Below are 20,996 nucleotides of genomic sequence, written 5' to 3'. Positions count from 1 at the left end.
ATCTTGATTTAAAAGCATTCGAAGAAGCAGGTGTTATTGTATGCAATGTTCCAAGACAAAATTTCGATGCAGTAGCAGATTTGGTATGGGGATTAATTATTTCCTTGATGCGTAACATTGTCATAGGTGATAAAAATATTCGTGCCGGTAAATGGGTTGAAGGTGTTGCACGAGGTAGAGCAGTATCAAAGAAAACACTAGGAATCATTGGATTTGGTGCAATCGGGCAAGCTGTTGCACGACGTGCAAGTGGATTTGAAATGAATGTAATTGCTTCAGATCCAGCTAAGAATCAAGAGGTTGCGGAAAAATATAACGTAACTTATGTAGAGAATGAACAACTATTTAAAGAAGCAGATATCATTGTGCCAAACTGTCCTTTACTTCCTTCAACACATCACTTAATTTGTAAAGATACAATTGCCATGATGAAAGATAGTGCAATTATCGTTAATGCATCTCGTGGAGGAGTAATCAATACAGATGATCTAATTGAAGCACTAAAAAATAATGTGATTGCGGGAGCAGCACTAGATGCTTTTGAAAAAGAACCATTATATGAATCAGAATTATTCGATTTAGATAATGTAATCTTAACACCACATATGGGCGGACTTGCAGATCGTGAAATTCGTAACGTTGCAGTTAAGTCAGCAGAACATGCAGTGATTTTACAAAAAGATGGAAAGACAGAAACAGAACTGTTTTAGAGAAAATAAATGGAAAAAAGAATTTTAAATAAAAGTGAATCATACTTCAATGAACACAAAGCATTACACACTGCAACAGAAATAAATCAACAACCAGAAATGTGGAAAAGAGTTGCCGAACAACTCTTAGAAAATAAAGAAAATGTAAACTCATTCATGGATGAAGTATTGGCAGTGAAAAATTTAAAAGTTGTATTTACAGGTGCTGGATCAAGCGCATTTGTAGGAGAGGTAATGCAATACATTCTAGGCGAAGAATGTGGTATTGAAGCGAAGACACTCCATACAACGGATATTATTTCATCGCCAGATGCGATTCTATTTGATAAACCAACACTTCTTGTATCCTATGCACGTTCTGGAGAAAGTCCTGAAAGTGTAGCAGCAGTACAGTTTGCTCGTAAACGAATTAAGAATTTATATAATTTAATATTTGTTTGTGATGGTACAAGCTCACTTGCAAAACTTGGTAGAGAACTTGAAAAAACAATGGTAGTTGCATTACCTAAAGAAACATGTGATCAAGGATTTGCGATGACAAGTAGTGTAAGTTCAATGGCATTAGCAACATGGATGGTATTCCACTACAAAGAATTAAATAAGTATACAGATATTGTGACAAACCTAGCGAATGAAGTTGAAACTAAATTGAATGAATTTGCACTGAAAGCTGAAGTTTTCGCTGAAAATTCATATCGCAGATTAGTATGGTTAGGTTCAGGTGCATTACAAGGATTAGCTAGAGAAAGTGCAGTTAAATCAATGGAATTATCCGATGGTTACACACATGCTAGTTATGATGGATCCGCTGCATTTAGACATGGTCCTAAGACAGTGATTAATGATGAAACAGTAACAGTTCACTTTATTACAAATAGACCGTATACTAAAAAGTACGACGTAGATTTAAATAACGAAATTAATTCTGAAAAAGGTAAAAACATGACAGTCACTGTTGGTGAAGAAGGAATTAAAGAACTTATAAACAACTCTGATTACTATGTTGAATATCCAAAGAAAACAATTTGCCCTGAGAATTCTCAAATGGACGCCTACATTTATGGATTATTGTTTGCGCAGATGCTATCGATGTTCAAGTCGATACAATTAGGGTATACTACAGATAACCCATGTCCTAAAGGGGACGTGAATAGAGTTGTGAAAGGTATTATAATCTATAATATAACGTAGTTTATCAAAGGGGTGTAAATGGATGGATATGACTCGTAAAGAAACAGGTTTAGCATTGTATAATCAACTGAAAAGTAAGATTCGTGAAAAAATTGAAACTGGTGAATGGGCAGAAGGACAAAAAATACCAACAGAGAAAGAACTCTGTGAAATGTTTAATGTTAGTCGAATCACTGCACGAAAAGCAATTGATGATTTGCAAGAAGAAAACTTACTTGTAAAAAAACAAGGAAAAGGTACATTCATAAAGAGAAATCAAATTAATCAAAGTTTAGAAAAATTTTATTCATTCAGTAAAGAGTTAACCAAACAAGGTCTTGAAGAAAAAGCAGAAATGCTTGAATTCAAAATAATGGAAGCTGACAGTCGTATTCAAAGAATCATGAATATTTCAGCGAATGAAGAAGTATTTGCGATTAAACGTTTGCGACTATTAGATGATAAACCTTATGCAATTGAGGTATCATATATACCAGTTAAATTTACACCAGAACTTACAAAAGAATTGGTGGATAGAAATGGATTATATAATTCATTACAAGCGTTTGGTGTTAAGTTAGAACACGCAACAGAAAAATTTAGTGCTGTGAATTTGCGTAAAGAAGAAGCATACTATCTTAACTCTGATTTTAGTGAAGCAGGGATTAAACTTACAAGAAGAACATATCAAGGAACTGATATGGTCGAATATTGTAGCAGTATAATTAGAGGGGATATGTTTACGTACACAGTCGATTTATTTTAAATAATAAAGAGAGGGAGATAATATGTCTTCAATCATAAAAAAATCGAAACGTAAAAAGGGGAGTACAATATTTTTAGCCTTAGTACTCATACCAACATTTATATGGTTTTTGATGTTTTTCGTCATACCATTTATTTCAGTAATTGCATATAGCTTTACTGATGCACACATGGCTTATTCAGATTTTAAATTTGTGGGATTACAACAGTATATGAATGCATTTAAGGATCCAACATTCTTGATTGCAATGAAAAATACAGTTGTTGCAGCGTTAGTCATCATGCCAACAACCGTTGTTTTATCAATTGCATTAGCAGCTGGATTAAATGCACTAAGTGATCGCTTAAGACAATACTTTACCTTTGTGTATTTCTTACCATCAATTATCTCAACTGTGGCAATCAGTTTAGTGTGGTCGTGGTTATATCATAAAAACTATGGTTTATTCAATGCAATATTAGAAATATTTGGAATACAACCACAACCATTCTTAGGATCACCAGATCAAGCATTAATTGCCTTATGTATTATTCAAATATGGGCAATCTTTGGATACTATGCTGTTGTATTACTTGCGGCAATGCGTGGTATTGATAAATCATATTATGAAGCAGCAGATATGGATGGTGCTAGCAAATTTAGAAAATTCTTCAAGATTACATTACCGTTAATTAAAAATAATATTCTGTTTGTTTGTATCATGTGTACAACAACAGCATTCATGTTCTTTACTCCAGTAAAAATCTTAACAGATGGACGACCTGGAACAAGTACTGTCGTTATGTTATTCCATATCTTAAATAAAGGTATCAAGGAAAGTAAAATTGGGTATGCTTCTGCGATGTCAATTATCTTGATGTTAATCATTATGAGCTTCAGTTTAGTTCAATGGATTTTAACAAGAGAGAAAAAAGTTAAGCAAATTAAGGAGGAAGCATAATGAATAAGAAAAAGAAAAAGGATCTAGGTTATTACTTAACATTATTGCTTCTATTAGTTGGTTCACTAATCATGATATTACCATTGTATTGGATGGTTGTGTCTTCATTTAAAGGGCAAGCAGAATTAATGCAAATGCCACCAACAATGTATCCACATAATTTTGTAACAACAAACTTTACTCGTGTTTTAGAAGGTATTCCATTTATTCAATACTATGCGAATAGTTTAGGTGTTACATTGTTGAGTACGGTTGTGGCAGTATTCTCAAGTTGCATCATTGGATTTGTGTTTGCAAAGTATAAGTTCAAGGGTAGAAATATTATCTTCTTAGTTATTTTAGCCTTTGTAATGATTCCTTATGATACATTAATGATTCCTCTTTATAAGCTAATGGCAAGCTTGAAATTAACAAATAGTTACTTTGTATTAACAGTGCCATACTTTATAAATATCTTTGGAATTTTCTTGATGAGACAATTCTTTATTGATTATCCAAATGATTATTTAGAAGCAGCTGAGGTCGATGGCTGTGGACATTTTAGACGATTCTTTACGATTGTTTTGCCAATGGCGAAACCAATGGTATCAGCACTATTTATCTACGTATTTATGGCTGTATATAATTCATTCCTATGGCCATTAATTTCCGTGAATAGTAATAAATTATTTACATTACCAGTTGGTATTGCGGCATTGTATAGTTCTCGTGGAACGCAAACAGACTTAATCATGGCAGCGTCAACAATGATGGTTGTTCCATTGATGATTGTGTTTGCATTAGTCCAAAAGAACTTTATTGAAGGCTTAACAATTGGTGGTATTAAAGGTTAATTATGCAAATTGTGAGGTTCTAGTAAATGAAAACTTTTATAGGTGTCGATGGCGGTGGAACAAAAACTGCTTATGTTGTAGCGAATGAAAATAATGAGATCCTTTTCCAAACACAAGGAGAAGGATCAAGTTATCGTGAAAGTAGTATTGATACAGTATTAGGTAATATTCGAAACACAGTTGAACTTTGTTTAAAAGAATGCAAACTTGAAATTAAAGATTGTTCAGGTGTGGTCATTGGTTTACCATGTTATGGCGAATCAGAAAAAGAAGATAATGAAATAGATCAAAAAATGAAAACAATCTTTCATGACATTAATTACAAGGTTGTGAATGATGTAGAAGTTGGCTGGGCAGGTTCTTTGAACTTAGCAGATGGCGTGAATATCGTAGCAGGCACAGGGTCAATCGCATTTGGAAGAAATCATGATAAGAAAACTGCGAGAAGTGGTGGATGGTCTACATTCTTTTCTGATGAAGGATCATGTTATTGGCTAGGTAGACGAACAATGGAATATTTTGGAAAAGAAGCAGATGGGCGTCTTGAAAAAGGACCTCTCTATGATGTTGTGATGAATCATTATGGTATTAAGAACGAATTTGAATTTATCGACATTAGTGAAAATGACATTATTCCATTTAGAGATAAAGTTGCACAAGTACAACGACTTTTATATGATGCAGCAAAACAAGGAGATAAGAATGCAATCGCTCTTTATGATGAAGCAAGTAATGAATTATTCTTAATTATAAAAGGTGTTGTCGAACAATTAGAATTGACTGGTAAAAAATTTAATTGGTCTTATTCTGGTGGATTATTTCATGCGAAAGAATTTGTGTTACCTAATTTAGAGGAAAAAGTATCAAAGCTTGGTGGTCAACTTGTAAAACCATCAACAACACCTGTAATGGGAGCGTTTCTATTAGCGAAAGAAAAATTCTATGAAATGGATTAGCTTTATTAAAGATAACCAACAATCAGTTGGTATTTTAAAAGACAAACAAATTCTATCTTTAAGAACATTAGGATTTAATTTTAAAGATATCAATGACATTCTCACATTAAGTGCGAATGAATTTAAACAACTATGTGATGCTATTTCTTCATATAAGGGTGAGCTTATCAATTGTGAAAGTGGTATACTTGTAGCTCCAATTAATATCCCCTTCCAAGATGTAATTTGCGTTGGACTAAACTATCATGAACACTGTATTGAGGCGAATCAATATGAAGAAAATAGCTTTGTTTTAAAACCAGAAGCAACTGTATATTTTTCAAAAAGAGTTAATCAAACATCATCTTATTTGAGTGAGCTATCATGCCATAATGATGTAACAAATAAATTTGATTATGAAACAGAAGTCGCAATTATCCTAAAAGAAGATTGTAGAAATTGTACTAAAGAAAATGTTAAAGAAAAAATATTTGGTTATGCAGTCATAAATGATTATAGTGCAAGAGATTTACAAGTTGCTCATCAGCAATGGTATTTAGGAAAAAGCTTAGATGGATGTTTTGCAATGGGACCATATGTTCTATCAAGAGATGAATGTATCAACATAGATGATTTGAAAATCACGACAAGTGTTAATGGCGAGATACGTCAAAATTCTTCAACTAAGTATATGATGAAATCAATTGATGATATCATTATAGAGTTAAGTAACTTTATGACATTAAAAAAAGGCACAATCATAGCAACAGGAACACCAAGTGGAGTAGGTATGGGATTTGATCCACCTAAATTTTTAAAACCTGGAGATGTTGTATTGTCAGAAGTTGAACAGTTAGGATTTATAAAAAATAAAATTATTTAGGAGAGAGTATAAATGAAATTGTACAGTGAAAATAACGAACTATATACAGTGTTAAACAAATTAGGAGATTTAGTATTATTAAATGTTCTCTTTGTCGTTAGCTGTATACCAGTAATTACAATTGGAGCTGCACTAACATCAATGTACTCTGTTACAAATAAAATGGTACAACAAGAAAACATTAAAATTTTTAGTGATTATAAGAATGCATTCATTAAAAATTTTAAACAAGCAACACTAATTTGGATATTCATTTTAGTGGCGATATTTATTTTAATTGCAGATATACAAATACTAGGTGTATTTCAGAATAGTATTTTATTAGGACTAATACTTGGTGTAATAATTTTATTATTTATGATTACATCTTATATATTTCCACTTATTGCATGTTTCTACAATACAACATTTATGTACATTAAAAATGCACTTATACTTGCATGTTTAAATATTGTGAAAACACTAGTTATTCTTGTTGTAAATGTATTGCCTTTTCTTGTTTTATTTACTGATGGGATATTAGCACAATTTGGATATTTCATTTACTTGTTGATTGGATTTTCTGCAACAAGTTTACTTGTAATGACCTTATTAGCAAAAGTATTTAGAAAGTATGTAAATAAAGAAATGCAAGAAAAAGAAAACTAAGTAATAAATCGTCTAACACCTTGAACAGAGATAGACGGGAGGCGTGCTTGCTCGCAAGGTAGATTTATTATGAAATTCAGCACAAAAATATGCGTTTAAATATAAAGAATTACGTAATAGTTTTAATCGGTAGTTTTATTCTCGCTTTTGGTTTGTATAATATACATGCCCAAGCAGATATAACTGAAGGTGGAGTACTTGGAATGATTTTATTACTGAATCATTGGTTTGGAATTAATCCTTCGTTTTCATCAATTATCATGGATTACTCATTGTTTGCTTTGGGTGCATACTTCTTTGGAGGAAAATTCCTTCGGTATTCCCTTGTGGCATCTTTGGCGTTTTCGATATTTTATTCAGTTGTAGCTTCGTGGGGACCACTGCTTCCTTTCATAACTCAATCACCACTTCTATCTTCACTATGCGGAGGAGCATTTGTAGGAATTGGTGTAGGAATAGTAATACGTGTAGGTGGAGCTTGTGGGGGTGATGATACACTAGCCCTTATTGTGAGAAAACTAAGTGGATTAAAAATATCGACTTCTTATCTAATTATGGATGTAACAGTTTTACTACTAAGCTTAAGTTATATTCCAGTACAAAAGATTGTATTCTCATTGATTACTGTATTAATATCATCTAATCTAATAGAATTTATTAAAACGGTAGATTATAAAACGATGTGGTGTACTATTAAAGAAAAATTAAATTCATAAAGTAATAATATGAAATGGGAAAAGGTGAACTTCTTAGATAGAAATCACCTTTTTTAGTATGTATAGGATTTTTTAATTTACTGTATCTATAAATACAAAATACTTTTAATTGTTAAAAAAGTTATATGGAGCAATACAGCACATCTTGATTTGACTAGAAACAGATGATATCCTTGAATAAATTTGGGTGCAAACAAAAAAGAAGTTAGTGGGCACCAAAATAAGTAATGAATATTTAAAAAAATCTTAGGGAGAGGAGATGCTTTTTTAATCGATTCTAGAAACTAAGGTGGGTAAATATGAATAATAAGAAATTGAAGAGGGGGATCTTCATTGGTATTATCATGGTCGTGATAATACTTTTTTTGCTGCTGTTAAAGTCGTGTACAGATGAAAACACAAAACCAAGCATTGATTCAAAACAAGAAGAAAAAGAAAGTGAAAAAGAGAAAGCAGAACTTATACAACTAATTAGTCTTTATGATTTACTCGAACGTGCAGATTTTTGTAGTAAACAATGGAATGAAGATGCTAAAGATATTGCAAAAGAGATAGAACTTTTAGCAATCCAAAAAGAAGCTTTATCCAAGAAAGAACTTGCAGCAGTTCTCCAACAAATTGCGAATGATTTAAATGAATTATCCAAGAAAAACTCAATTGAAAATATTGATGCTCTTGAAAAAAGTTTAAACGAATTTGAAATACTTGCTGGAGGAAAGAACTATGAATAAAAAAATGCTGAAATGGATAAAGATAAGTTTTATCGTTTCGTTATTCTTATCGCAGATTCAAATGGCTGCCATCACTGTTAAAGCAGAATTAAATAAAGTTCAACTTAAAAGTACGATGGGAACAGCAGAAATTGTTCCAACTCTTGGGAATAAAGAATCACGAATTGACAAACTTGAAGATAATACACTACTTGAGCAACCAACAAGTGAACCAACCATAGAGCCTACTTTAGAACCAACAAATACACCTACAAGTATGCCAGAAGAAAGTGTGTCACCAGTTGAACCAGAAGTTGAGGTTATGCCGACAAGTACACCTCAAATTGAAGAAGAAAAAATTAGTGAAAACCATGATTTTCAATTCGTTCAACCAAGAGGAGATTTTGAAACCAGTGGACTTGTTGAAGTTGAAGAGAAACGAACTGAATCAACAAAAACATATCAAATTGATGAAAAGAATTTTACGGTAGAAGTTTATTCTGAACCAATACACAAAGAGATTGATGGCAAGTTTGAAGAGATTGATTTGAATCTTCAAACACCACCAACAACGTATTCATTGATTGAACCAACACAATTTGCAACAAATAATCAAGGATTTTATGCGATTGATTTTTTTAGTGATGAACAAAAAATAGCATCCCTTACAAATGAAAATGGCTTTGTATTAAATACCAAACTACCCAATGGCACGACAAGTAACTATCGTATCAATGGGAATACACTTCAATACTTTGATGTTTATGATGGTGTAGATATTCTTTATTCATTATCATCAACGAAAGTTAAATCCGATATTTTACTTACAAAACCAGTAGAAACAAATACAATTACTGAGAACCTTGAAATTGGTGATTTAGATGTGCAACAAGAAGGAAATACACTGTTCTTGAAGAATGGCGAAGAAACTGAATTTACACTTTCTACACCATATTTAATTGATAATGATGGACATGTAAGTGAGAGTGTATCACTTAGCTATAATCGTATTTCTGAAACTGAAATTGAAGTGTCCACAACTTTTGATCAAGAATGGGTAAATGCAGAGGGAAGAGCTTATCCTGTGGCAATCGATCCAATTATTACACCAACAAGCAGTGCGACAGCTGATGTCACAACATCGCTTGTGCGCAGTTATGGTTCAGGGAATGGAATACCAATGCAATGGGTGTGGACAGTAGTAGGACATGTTGCGGCAGAAAGTGATGGTGTTCAATTATCAGGAGTTGGTCGTACCGTGGTACATTTTGTTATGCCAAATATCGGTGCAGATATGAAAGTTGTATCAGCACAATTGGGAATGTATCGTTATGAAGCAAGAAGTAGTGATGTGGGAATCAATGTTTATTCAAGACCCTATGTTGATCCAGGTTCAACAAGTTTAAATTATAATAATAGTTTAAATGGTGCTGAATTTGTCAGTGGTGTATCGAAAGATAGCTTATGGGGTATTGGCTATAAAACTTTTGATATAACGACACATACACAACAACTGTATGCAGGAACAGATAAAACATTAGTGCTCATGGCAACTCCAGAAAGTGAATCGCTCGATTCGCATTTATTTCATACGGAAGGTGGAGTAAATAGGCCAACTATTTTAATTACATACCGCCTAGCTTACGATGTTGATCCAGCGATGGATATCAATACCATGGATGCACGTCTAAGAATTTTTTCAAAAGGTCCAGGGGAACTAGATGCAGTAAGTCTAGATGGACTTGCGAAACCAAGAAGTGAAATAACATTAAACCTCATTGAGATTGATGCGGATGGAAATAAGCTAACTACAGGGACGACCGTCACATCACCGATGGATCCAAAAGAAAGGTTATTTTATGTAAAACCAATTTATGATACAAACCCTAGAACAGGTGTTCAAGATATTCCAGTGGAAAATGTCAATTATACGACGGATTATGTAGAGGCAGATGTTTTTGATAAAGAGGATACCTTTTATACATTTAAAATGAAAGTGGAAGTCGGTTCAACTGCGAATACAAATGATGTTTACTCTGATAAATTTATGAAACATCGAGTGAAGTTGGGAGAAACACTAGCTTCTTTGTCTTCCTATTATGGAATTACGGTAGATCAAATTTTGTTTGATAATAACATGACAGAAAAAACAATTAAAGAAGATGAACTAATCCTTCTCCGAGTACCAACAGATTCTCCACGAATCAATGAAAATGATGTATTACCACCCTTGATGTTTTCAGAATACACAGCAGAATATAAATACAGAGGACCGGTATGTTTATATGGTTGTTATGCAGGAGATCCAATCAATACAGGAAGTGGTAACTATTATCATGAGAATACTGATTTTAGCATCAACGATTATAAATCGATTGAGTTTAAGCGATACTACAATTCGTTAGGCGAAATTGTGAGTACCGCTTTTGGAAATGGATTCTCAAGCAATTATGATCAATTTGTCTTCTATGATAAGAATGATAATTTACTTTATTTTACTGGTGATGGGAAAGTCTATGAGTTTAGAAAAAATGGAACAAGTTTTGAGAAAGACTTAGATAATCCATACGAAATTGAAATCATACATAATCAAGTTGTCTTAACAGAAGAAAATACCAAACAAAAAAGTATCTTTGATGAAACAGGTGCCTTAAGCAAAATTGAAGAACTCAATGGACATTTTACAGAAGTAATTTATAACGATTATTTCCAAATGGAAAAGTTAAATATTGATGATGAGAAAGAAGTTAATTTTACATATAATAAAAAGAATTTAATCAGTGAAATTACATTACCAAACAATACCAAAATAAAATATGAGTATAACCAAAAAAATCAAATGACAAAGTTTATTGATGCAGAAGGATATACGGAAGAATACACATATGATGATCAAGGACGAATTGTAGAAATTATAGATGAAGATGGATTTTCATTAGGGCGAAATACATATGATAATAAAAATCGTGTTCTTTCACAACTTGATGGTGAAAACAGAATCATGACTTTTGAATATGGGAATAAAGAGACAAAAGTTACGGATGCAGATGGAAGATCTGTCATTTATGGTGTAGATGATTATAATCGCGTGACTGAGTTGACCTATGATGATGGTACAAAACAAATCAATGAATATAGCCAAGATAAGAATGAATTATTATCAATCACAAATGAAAAAGGTGAAAAAGCAACCTATGAATACAATAGCTACGGCTTCTTAAGTAAAGAAGTTGATTTTGATGGTTCAATAACGGAATACGAAACGGATGAAAATGGGAATATTACACATAAGATTTATCCAAATAAAACAGAAGAGTTTAGTACCTATGATCAGTTTGGAAATAAATTAAGTGCCACAGATATCTATGGTAAAGTTGAAACCTTTGAATATGATGATAAGAACAGAATGGTGTCTAGAACAGATGCAAGAGGAAATAAAGAAGAATTTACGTATGAAGGAAATCTAGTAAAAACGTATACGAATAAATTAGGTTTAACGATAACAACGACCTATGATGATTTAGGGAATGTGATAAAAGAAGAGGATAGTCTAGGACGATCTACCACTTATGAAGTAGATAGTAAAGGGAATATCACGAAGAAGATCAATAGTTATGGTGCTGTTGAGAGTTTTGTGTTTGATGGAAATAACAATATCACACAATATATCGATCCACTGGGAGCAGTTACCGAGAATACGTATGATTCGATGGGAAATCTTTTAACTGCAACAAGAAATGGCTTAACTGAAACAACAACCTATAATGCGCAAGGTCAAAAAATATCTTTTAGAGATACGCTAGGTAACATAGAAATATATGAGTATGATGAAAAAAATCGTCTTGTAACAACTACGGATATCCGTGGACAACAGACGAAGAATATTTATGATGATGCAGGGAATCTGATAGAATCTATTGATAAATTTGGTAATTCGACAAAGACAGTCTACAAAGATGGTTTAGTTCAAAAAACAATCGATCAAGTTGGACAAGAAACAAAATTTGACTACGATGATGCCAATCGAATTGTGAAGACAACGTATCCGACAGGTGAAGTCGTTACCAATGACTATGATACAAAAGGAAATCTTATCAAAGTCACAAGTTCTAAAGGAATCATCACAGAGAATTTTTATGACGATTATGGACAAATTACAAAAATAATCATTAATGGAAAATCGAAAGAAAGTAAATACAACAAAGTAGGACAACTCATTGAATCCATTGATGAGTTAGGTAATTCTACACAGGTTGAATATGATCAATATGGTAATCAAGTAAAAGTTATTGATCCTTTAGGCAATAATACACAAACAATCTATGACAAAGAAAATCGTGTCATTGAAACCATTGATGCAGAAGGAAATTCTAAAGTTACAGAATACGATGTAAAAGGAAATGTTATTAAAGAAATCGATGAGTTAGGACAAGAAGTGATTACGACCTTTGATATGTATTCACGTGTCATCGAAGAAAAAGATGCGGAAGGATATGTAACCACAACGAAGTATAATTCTTTAGGGCAAACATCTGAAGTGATATCGCCACGTAACTTTTCAACAATCTATGCATACAATCAGTACGGAGATAATACAACAATTACGATTGATGGTACAGTAGTATCAAATAAGGATTTTGATCGATTTGGGAATGTTATACATGAAGTTACATTGGATAGTGATAACACAACAGAATATAATCAAACGAATCAAGTTGCCAAAATAATAAATAATAATACAGGACTTATTGAAGAAAGAACATACACATCAAATGGCAATCTTCATTCAGTGAGTAATAATGCAGGACAAACAACAAGTTATGAATATGATCAATACAACCAACTACTCAAGACAACAAATAGTCTTGGACAAACTGAAACAAGTGTCTATGACGAGGAAGGACAAGTTATTAAGAAAGTTGGCTTTGATGGACTTGAGACAACAACGGTTTACAATGATCGTAATCAAGTTGTAAGCACAACATCAAAAGGAATTACAACATCATATGAGTATGATGGAAATGGAAATAAAATCAAAGAAACCGTAGGAACTACAAGTACAGAAACTACCTATGATAAAAACAATCGCGTTATAGGTACAAAAGATGCGTTAGGATTTGAAGAGACAATTGGCTATGATGCCAAAGGACAAATCATTAGTAAGACAGATAAAAATGGTAATACCACAACATTTAGTTATGATAAGAATGGGAATCAAGTTTCAGGTACTGATCCACTTGGTAACAAGACACAAACAATTTATGATGCAGATGGAAACCAAGTTAAAACAATTGATGCTTTAGGATATGAAACTACAAGCGAGTTTAACGCATTTAATCAAACGACAAAAACAGTGGATCAACTTGGATTTTTAGTCGAGTATGTCTATAACAGTAAACAACAAAACATCCAAATCAAGTATCCGTATGGTAAAATCCATTCTTTTGAATATGGACAAAATAATAAAGTGGTGAAAGAAATAGATTCTAATGGTTCAAGCAAACTTACAGCTTACGATCTGTTAGGAAATGTTGTGTCAAAGACAGATGGTAATGGAAATGTTACTACATTTGAGGTTGATTGTTTAGGAAGACAAATCAAAGAAACAAAACCGAATGGTCTTTTGATCGAAACAGTTTATGATGAGTTTGGCAATGTACTTGAAAGAATTGAAAATGGAATAGTCATCGAGAAGAATGAATTTAATGAATTCAATCAAGTAACAACTTCAACAAATGCACTCAATCAAACGACAACCTATGAATACGACGCATTAGGAAGAATTTCTTCAACTACGAGTGCAAATGGACTGACAACAAACTTTGACTATGATGATTTAAATCGAGTTGTAAAAGAAACTGTCAACGGGGTAGTCGTTACAGAAATCGACTATGACCCAAATGGAAACATCCTATTGAAGACAAAAGATGGGATTGTGTTTGAAAGAAATACCTATGATGAAAACAATCAAGTTCTTACAGAACGTATCAATGGTATTGAACATGAATATGAGGTTGACGCACGACAAGGAGTAGTTAAACACTCCATTTCAAATGACGTCTTAGTTACGTATGTTGTTGATGCAAGAGGATATGTGAGTCAAGAAATTGATCAAGATGGTAATACAGTTACTTATTTATATGACTATTTTGGTAATCTTATCCAAAAAGAAGATACGTTAGGAAATACGACGAAGTATGATTACGATGGAGAAGGTAACTTACTCAAAGTAGAAGATCCATCTGGAAGAGTTGTGAACTACAAGGTAGATGCCAACAACAATACCATCGAAAAGAAGGTCAGTGATGAAAAGATTGCGACTTCTCATTACAATGAATCCAATCAATTAATTGAGTATAAAGATGAAAATGGATTTAAAGAAACTTATGAGTTCGATCTAAAAGGAAATCAAACCAAAATTACAAAGCCAGACGGTACCACAATTACGACTGAGTATAATGCGTTAAATCAAGTTACGATGATCACTGCTGGATCTGATCGTATTACCAAGGATTATGATGACAAAGGTAACCTCATTAAGACAACCAACAAGATTGGAACAGAAACAAGAAGCTATGATGAGTTTAATCGAATTATCGAAGTCAAAGATGTAAGTGGAAATACGACAAGATATACCTATGATCATTTTGACAATCAAACAGAAATCATTTATGCAGATGGAACCATCATCACAAAAACAGTTAATGACAAAAACCAACTTGTACGAGTAGAACGGAATGGAAAATTAGAAGCAGAATATACCTATGATCAGTATGGAAATGTTTCTAAACTAACACAAGGGAATGGTGTAATTGTAAGTATCACAAATGATATTCAAGGAAGAATTATAGAGAAAGAAACCACTAAAAATGGAAGGCTTATTGAAAAGTTTGTGTATGTCTATGACTCAGAAGATAATCTCTTATCAGAAGAAGTTACAACACCAACAGAAAACTATACGAATACCTATAGCTATGATGAAAACAATGAACTAAAGACAAGTTCAAAAATGATTGATGGACAACGAGTAGAGATTGAGTATAACTACAGTGTGTTTGGCAATCGAATCCAAAAATCAAGAAGTGGGGATACAGTTTATAGTTATAACGACAAGAATCAACTCACATCGATGATTACAACTGATGGAGAAACAAGATACTACTATGATGGTAATGGGAATGTACGATCAAGCATTGATCCAAAAGGTATTGTAACCAATTATACCTATGATAGCTTTAATCGATTAGTAGAAGTACAACGAGGTAAAATGGTCTACACCTATACCTATGATGGACAGGGCAATCGAATAAGTGAAACGAGTCATGATACAACGGTCATTCATGATTCTTGGTCAGAAACACTGTATTCGAACTACACAGTGAGTCAGTTAAGAGGAATACTGAGTAGAAAAGAAAGTGATGACATGTTTGAAGCGATGCGTCAACAAGTCAGTGCTATTAATAAGAATAAAGGATGTAAACTCACTTCTAAGAAACAAGTTGAAGAGATGGAAATCAACACTTATGGAAGTACAACATCGTATCAACCACAAACAACTATCTTTGTGAATGATGTGACAACAGAATATACAGAAGTCTTAGTAGAAAAGAATCCACAACAAACAAGTTCTTATTCTTATGGTGAAGAGAGAATCAGTGATGGAAGCATTTACTATCAAACATCAAGAAACAGGACTGTTTCATCAACTACAAATAGTACAGGCACTGTAAAGGAGTCAATGAGTTATACCGACTATGGACTAGATAACAATAGTGGATATGGTTATAATGGTGAGAGAAGAGATGCGGCAGGACTAATCTATCTAAGAAATAGAACCTATGACTCTTCAACAGGAAGATTCTTACAACTCGATACCTATTTAGGAGAGAAAGATTCTATCATTACTCAAAACAGAAGTATTGCCTTCAACAACAATCCTTACAAGTACATTGATAAGGGTGGTAATATGGCGATACTTCAAGGTGGAGGAAGTCCACTTCCTCCAAAGAATGTGTGTGAACCACCTCAAATAAGTTCAGGTAAGGGGAAACCACCAATAATTGGTAATAACATAACAAGACCAGGAGATTTTACATATAAAAATGAATTAGATAAGTATAATAAGTCGACTGATCCTGTTAAGACTTTTATGAAATTATGCCCACCAAAGAGAACATTTAACAACGGTGGATCAAATGCATACAATGAAGCAATGAAGAATTACTTTGGATCTTATCCTGAGGATATGATGCGCAATTTAGATAACCAGCTTGGATCATTAGCATTTTGGTCATCAAGTGCATCTGTTGTTTTAGCAACTGTTTCATCTATGACTAATTATGCAGCCTATGTATTATGGTGGGTACCTGGATGGGGACAAGTATTAACAACGACATCATTGGTAACAAGTGTACTTGCAGTAGGGACAGGAGCAATGGGAGCAACATTTAGTTTCCTGCAAGGAACTACAGGATTTACAGGGGTTGGATTAGATGGCAGAAAACTAACACCTGCAGAAGCAACACGAAGACAGAACAATGCACTACAAAATGGCTATATGTCTATTGTGGGCATCTTTACGGGTTATATGAATCTTGGAACTGCTAGTGATATTAATGACAAGATTAATGGAAATCAAAATACTGGTGGAACGCAATCTTGGTATAACAAAGATGGTTCTATAAATTATCCGCCGAATAATGGTGCGGTCATAGGAAGTGAAAAGGCAGTAACTTTGCAATCTGGATCTAGTATTGGAAGATATGGCGAAATCAGCGAAAATAGTAATTTTGTTACCCAAACAGGAGTATCACCAGATAAATTATCCTTGCCGCCAACCACTAATACTGCAGTCTATCAAGAATTAAAAGTTCTTAAATCTATTCCAGGAGTTATGCAAGGAACAGTTGCACCATGGGGTGGATCATCGGGTGGAGGATTACAATATGTATTACCCAAACCAATACAATGGTACTTAGATAATGGATATTTGGGGTATTAAAAATAAGGAGAACTACATTATGTTAACAACTAAAGAGTTGGAAATTTATATACGCAAAGAATTAAATACTAGTATATACAAAGATGAATTGATTAAAGATTTAAATCATTTTTATGTTTTTTCAGAGGATATAGTTTTAAATAAATTTGGACCATTTAGTTTTGTTTATGCTGACAGTAAAGGGTATCGCAAAATTGGTGTAGGAGATAGAGGTGATTATCATAAAGACAATAATATTATATATAACTTATATGATATATGCTTTGAAATTTTTTGGGATATTTCATTCAGGTTATCTACACCACCTTATTATATTGTCAATGACTTTGTTGGAGATTGGCGACGTTGGTCGTTCAAAAAGAGGTTGGAAATACTGTCTTCAATAGATAAGAAATATGAGGAGTCAGGCAGACAAATCATCAATGTTATATTGCATGAAAATCCATATACTGATTAAAATTGTTTGATGAAAAAAACTTTTTTGCTATATTTTCGCATATAATATATCATCTTTAGTTAGCTTAGGACTCTCACTAATCCCGCAAGGTGGTTTAGCAACAGTCATCTTAATTGGAGTTGCAAATGGTATAACAAAGTTTGCAGATGCAAATAAAATAAAAATAGTTGGGAAAGCTGCCTAAGTAAGTACTTGGACTTATGTTAAACGAAGTGTTGATGCTGTACATGGCAGTCCATATTTGAAAACAACTAATAATGGAAAAATTATCTGTATACCGCTAAAGTAAAGGAGAGCAAAAGTATGAGGGAAAAAGATTTAATAGAATTATTGCGTTCTACAATAGAAAGTGATGCAATTGTTTCAAGATTGTTTAATCTTTATTACATCGAGTATAAATATACTTTAGAAGAATTGAATAAAATTATAGATTATGGTGTTCAAAATAACTATTTTACAATTGAAAATGTAAATGATGGAAGTATAAATTATACAGAGATAGATTGGGAAGCAGATAATACATATCAAGAAGTCCTCATGATAAATAAAGAATGTAATATAAAACAATTATTTTCAGGGAAAGGAAGTGTCCCTAATGAATTCTGCCAGTTTATAGATAACGGATGAACTTGATGTAGTATTAACAAAAAGAGATTTATCAAATTTAGAGAGAAGTGGCTGTGTTAGGAACTATAATTATGGTCTATGAAAAATCAAAACAGAAGAGTATCTAATAGCAGAAGTGAGGTTTTACAAAATATTATGGATTCTAAGAGAAGAATTGTTGATCTTCAATCCCAAGTCTTTCCTGCGAACGAAGCGTAAGCAACGAGAGAGGCTTGTGGAATGAATCATAATGACAATCCTTATTAAGAGCTCACGTAACAAACCCTACACATACAGGCTAACAATATGGAATCAGCCCATAACCTATGATTCTTCAACAGGAAGATTCTTACAACTCGATACCTATTTAGGAGAGAAAGATTCCATCATCATGCAAAGCAGAAGCATTGCCTTCAACAACAATCCTTACAAGTATATTGATAAGGGTGGTAACATGATGATACTTCAAAGTGGAGGAAGTCCACTTCCTCCAAAGAATGTTTCTCCAATACCACCACCATCAACAGGAAATACAAATTGTGATGGAAAGAATACAGGCACAGGTTTTGATAAATCTGGAACATTTGGACCATTTAATGTTGTAGGAGATAACTTAAATGGTATAAAAATATGTCTAAATGTTGGAACTCAGAATACATCAAATTCAAGCAAGTATCCGACGTATGATCTGTATCAAGGTGCAAGTAAAAAACAATATTTCGACGTGAAACCACCAAGCCAAAACTTCTTAAAAAACTTGGATGATTTACTCTGCATGTTGTCGAAAGGATCTGCATATGTTTCTGTGGAATCAGGAATAATAGTATAATGCTTGGTAAACCTAGGAGTATCAGAACGATTGAGGAATAATCAAAAAATAGCAGATGCAATAAATAATCCATATAAAGTAGAAAATTCAGTCAACAAATTCACAGGTAATTCTATAAAGGTTTATTATATAGATGATATGCATTATGTAGCTATTGATAATGTAACGCAAAAAGTTGTGCAAGTTTCAGATTTGAATAGAAAAGACCGGGTGTTTGATTTATTAAAATAGATAGGAGAGAATAAATGATAGAAAAAAAAGAAGGAATTATTAATGGAATTATACATGATAATACTGCATATAATAATAGTAATAATAGATATTATCCAACTATAAATGGCTTAAAATTTTTAATAGAAGAACTATTAAGTGTAAATGAAACGACTTTGTATATTAAATTTAATCCATATTATGTAAATAGTAAGTTAAATTGCCAAATAGAGTTTGACGAGTATATGTTCTATATGGAATGTAGAGATGATTTCACCGAGGCAGAGCTCGAAGAACATTGGACTCGATGTATGGATAATATTTATGATATTCCACATGAAATAGAACAGTATAAGAACATGAGTGAAGATAGAAAAAAGCAAGCTCAGATTCTATATCCTGTCTGCAAGCACGGAGATTATCAAGCGTTTCATAAATATTTAAATAATTACAAAGAGTATTTAAATGAATTGATACCTATGTTATTTGAGAAAGCAAAAGATAACTTAAACTTAACTCAAGATGATATGGCATTTGGGTATTTCTGCTTTGAAGTTCACAGTGGATAATGATAAGTAGCATTACACCTTTTGTAGGCAAAAACTAATATCACGTAAATTCACCTATGATGAAAATGGAAGTCGAATGCAAAAGTCTCGAAGTAGTGGAAAGATAAAGACATATACGTATGATGGGCAGGGTAATCGAATCAGTGAAACCAGTCTGATACAACTGTCATTCATGATTCTTGTTCAGAAACACTGTATTCTAAGTATATAGTGAGTCAGTTAAGAGAAATATTGAGTAGAAAAGAAAGTGATGACCTCTTTGAAGCGATGCGTCGACAAGTCAGTGCTATTACTAAGAATAAAGGATGTAAACTCATTTCTAAGAAACAAGTGGAAGAGATGGAAATCAACATTGTTGGAAGTACAACATCGTATCAACCACAAACAACTATCTTTCTGAATGATGTGCAGAGTATACAGAAATCTTAGTAGAAAAGAATCCACTAAACAATTCTAAAAATTTAGGTCCCGTAGGTGATTCTAGATGGAGTGGCTAGAATAAATACGCAATTAATATTAAGGGTATTGAAATACATTTTGTTCATGATCCAGTTAATAATTTATTTGATGATTTTAAGTTTAAATAGGAGGATAATATATGAATGAATTATGGAGTTCAAGCGATAATATAATTAAAATTGATTTTTTATACAACGTAGAAGACTATTTGACGTTCTTAGTATTCGTTAAATCTAACAGTTTTCAAGGGTCTTATAATTTTTGCGTTTCTAAAAATAAAATAATAGAACTAATATGGAAAATCAATAATACAGCAAACAAAGAATTAATTCAGTTTAAAGATTATGATTCAGATTCGTCTATAAGGTTTGAAGAGATAAATGAATCTGTGGTAATTGTTAATGGATTAATAGGTGGAAGCCATAACACGAATTACTTAAAGTTCGAATTTAATGCAGATCAAACCATATATTATGAGTTAAGTAAACTTCTTCAATTAAATCTTGATATAATTAATGATGAATTTATAGAAGATAATAAGAGGAAATAGGATA

General features: G+C 32.7%; 18 protein-coding genes. All 18 read left to right on the top strand.

What is annotated here, in order from left to right; all coding sequences use genetic code 11:
- The coding region (locus RSB60_RS02265) for an NAD(P)-dependent oxidoreductase (RefSeq protein WP_332614306.1) at nucleotides 1–710 on the top strand (710 nt) is incomplete at its 5' end.
- A gap of 9 nt (nucleotides 711–719) precedes the next feature.
- Complete coding sequence (locus RSB60_RS02260) at nucleotides 720–1,901, top strand: SIS domain-containing protein (RefSeq protein ID WP_332614304.1); 1,182 nt, start codon at nucleotides 720–722, stop codon at nucleotides 1,899–1,901.
- A gap of 22 nt (nucleotides 1,902–1,923) precedes the next feature.
- Nucleotides 1,924–2,646: a GntR family transcriptional regulator gene (locus tag RSB60_RS02255; protein WP_323382118.1), complete on the top strand. Its 723-nt coding sequence runs from the start codon at nucleotides 1,924–1,926 to the stop codon at nucleotides 2,644–2,646.
- Between the two features lie 22 nt (nucleotides 2,647–2,668).
- Nucleotides 2,669–3,586 carry a carbohydrate ABC transporter permease gene (locus RSB60_RS02250; RefSeq protein WP_323382117.1) on the top strand — a complete coding sequence of 306 codons (918 nt, stop codon included), beginning with the start codon at nucleotides 2,669–2,671 and terminating at the stop codon, nucleotides 3,584–3,586.
- A complete protein-coding gene (locus RSB60_RS02245; protein ID WP_332614301.1) occupies nucleotides 3,586–4,419 on the top strand; it encodes a carbohydrate ABC transporter permease in 834 nt (277 codons plus the stop codon). The genes RSB60_RS02250 and RSB60_RS02245 overlap by 1 nt, the downstream gene beginning before the upstream one ends.
- Before the next feature lie 26 nt (nucleotides 4,420–4,445).
- On the top strand, nucleotides 4,446–5,375 hold the full coding sequence (locus tag RSB60_RS02240; RefSeq protein WP_332614299.1) for an N-acetylglucosamine kinase: 930 nt from the start codon (nucleotides 4,446–4,448) through the stop codon (nucleotides 5,373–5,375).
- Complete coding sequence (locus RSB60_RS02235; protein ID WP_332614297.1) at nucleotides 5,362–6,237, top strand: fumarylacetoacetate hydrolase family protein; 876 nt, start codon at nucleotides 5,362–5,364, stop codon at nucleotides 6,235–6,237. Before RSB60_RS02240 ends, RSB60_RS02235 begins: the two co-directional genes overlap by 14 nt.
- Before the next feature lie 12 nt (nucleotides 6,238–6,249).
- Complete coding sequence (locus RSB60_RS02230; protein WP_332614295.1) at nucleotides 6,250–6,885, top strand: YesL family protein; 636 nt, start codon at nucleotides 6,250–6,252, stop codon at nucleotides 6,883–6,885.
- 89 nt (nucleotides 6,886–6,974) lie between these two features.
- Entirely contained in the window at nucleotides 6,975–7,601 is a 627-nt protein-coding gene (locus tag RSB60_RS02225) for a YitT family protein (protein ID WP_332475700.1), read from the top strand.
- 299 nt (nucleotides 7,602–7,900) lie between these two features.
- The gene (locus tag RSB60_RS02220; protein WP_332614293.1) at nucleotides 7,901–8,332 is read left to right on the top strand and encodes a hypothetical protein; all 432 of its coding nucleotides are present in this window, start codon (nucleotides 7,901–7,903) and stop codon (nucleotides 8,330–8,332) included.
- Nucleotides 8,325–17,312 (top strand): glycohydrolase toxin TNT-related protein, encoded by an 8,988-nt coding sequence (locus tag RSB60_RS02215; protein ID WP_332614292.1) that lies wholly within the window; start codon nucleotides 8,325–8,327, stop codon nucleotides 17,310–17,312. Before RSB60_RS02220 ends, RSB60_RS02215 begins: the two co-directional genes overlap by 8 nt.
- Nucleotides 17,313–17,331: 19 nt before the next feature.
- Nucleotides 17,332–17,769: a hypothetical protein gene (locus RSB60_RS02210; protein ID WP_332614290.1), complete on the top strand. Its 438-nt coding sequence runs from the start codon at nucleotides 17,332–17,334 to the stop codon at nucleotides 17,767–17,769.
- Nucleotides 17,770–18,072: 303 nt separating this feature from the next.
- Complete coding sequence (locus tag RSB60_RS02205) at nucleotides 18,073–18,396, top strand: hypothetical protein (RefSeq protein WP_332614289.1); 324 nt, start codon at nucleotides 18,073–18,075, stop codon at nucleotides 18,394–18,396.
- A 433-nt stretch (nucleotides 18,397–18,829) separates the two neighbouring features.
- Nucleotides 18,830–19,204 carry a hypothetical protein gene (locus tag RSB60_RS02200; protein WP_332614287.1) on the top strand — a complete coding sequence of 125 codons (375 nt, stop codon included), beginning with the start codon at nucleotides 18,830–18,832 and terminating at the stop codon, nucleotides 19,202–19,204.
- Between the two features lie 30 nt (nucleotides 19,205–19,234).
- Nucleotides 19,235–19,435 carry a colicin E5-related ribonuclease gene (locus tag RSB60_RS02195; protein WP_332614285.1) on the top strand — a complete coding sequence of 67 codons (201 nt, stop codon included), beginning with the start codon at nucleotides 19,235–19,237 and terminating at the stop codon, nucleotides 19,433–19,435.
- 14 nt (nucleotides 19,436–19,449) lie between these two features.
- Nucleotides 19,450–19,983 carry a hypothetical protein gene (locus RSB60_RS02190; protein WP_332614283.1) on the top strand — a complete coding sequence of 178 codons (534 nt, stop codon included), beginning with the start codon at nucleotides 19,450–19,452 and terminating at the stop codon, nucleotides 19,981–19,983.
- Nucleotides 19,984–20,214: 231 nt separating this feature from the next.
- Complete coding sequence (locus RSB60_RS02185) at nucleotides 20,215–20,412, top strand: hypothetical protein (protein WP_332614281.1); 198 nt, start codon at nucleotides 20,215–20,217, stop codon at nucleotides 20,410–20,412.
- A gap of 169 nt (nucleotides 20,413–20,581) precedes the next feature.
- On the top strand, nucleotides 20,582–20,992 hold the full coding sequence (locus RSB60_RS02180; protein ID WP_332614279.1) for a hypothetical protein: 411 nt from the start codon (nucleotides 20,582–20,584) through the stop codon (nucleotides 20,990–20,992).
- The last annotated feature ends 4 nt before the right edge of the window (nucleotides 20,993–20,996 follow it).

The sequence above is a fragment of the Anaerorhabdus sp. genome (assembly GCF_036657415.1).
Classification (GTDB): Bacteria; Bacillota_I; Bacilli_A; order Erysipelotrichales; family Erysipelotrichaceae; genus Anaerorhabdus.
Note: the sequence above shows the minus strand (reverse complement) of the source record. Positions and strands in the feature narration are given on the sequence as shown.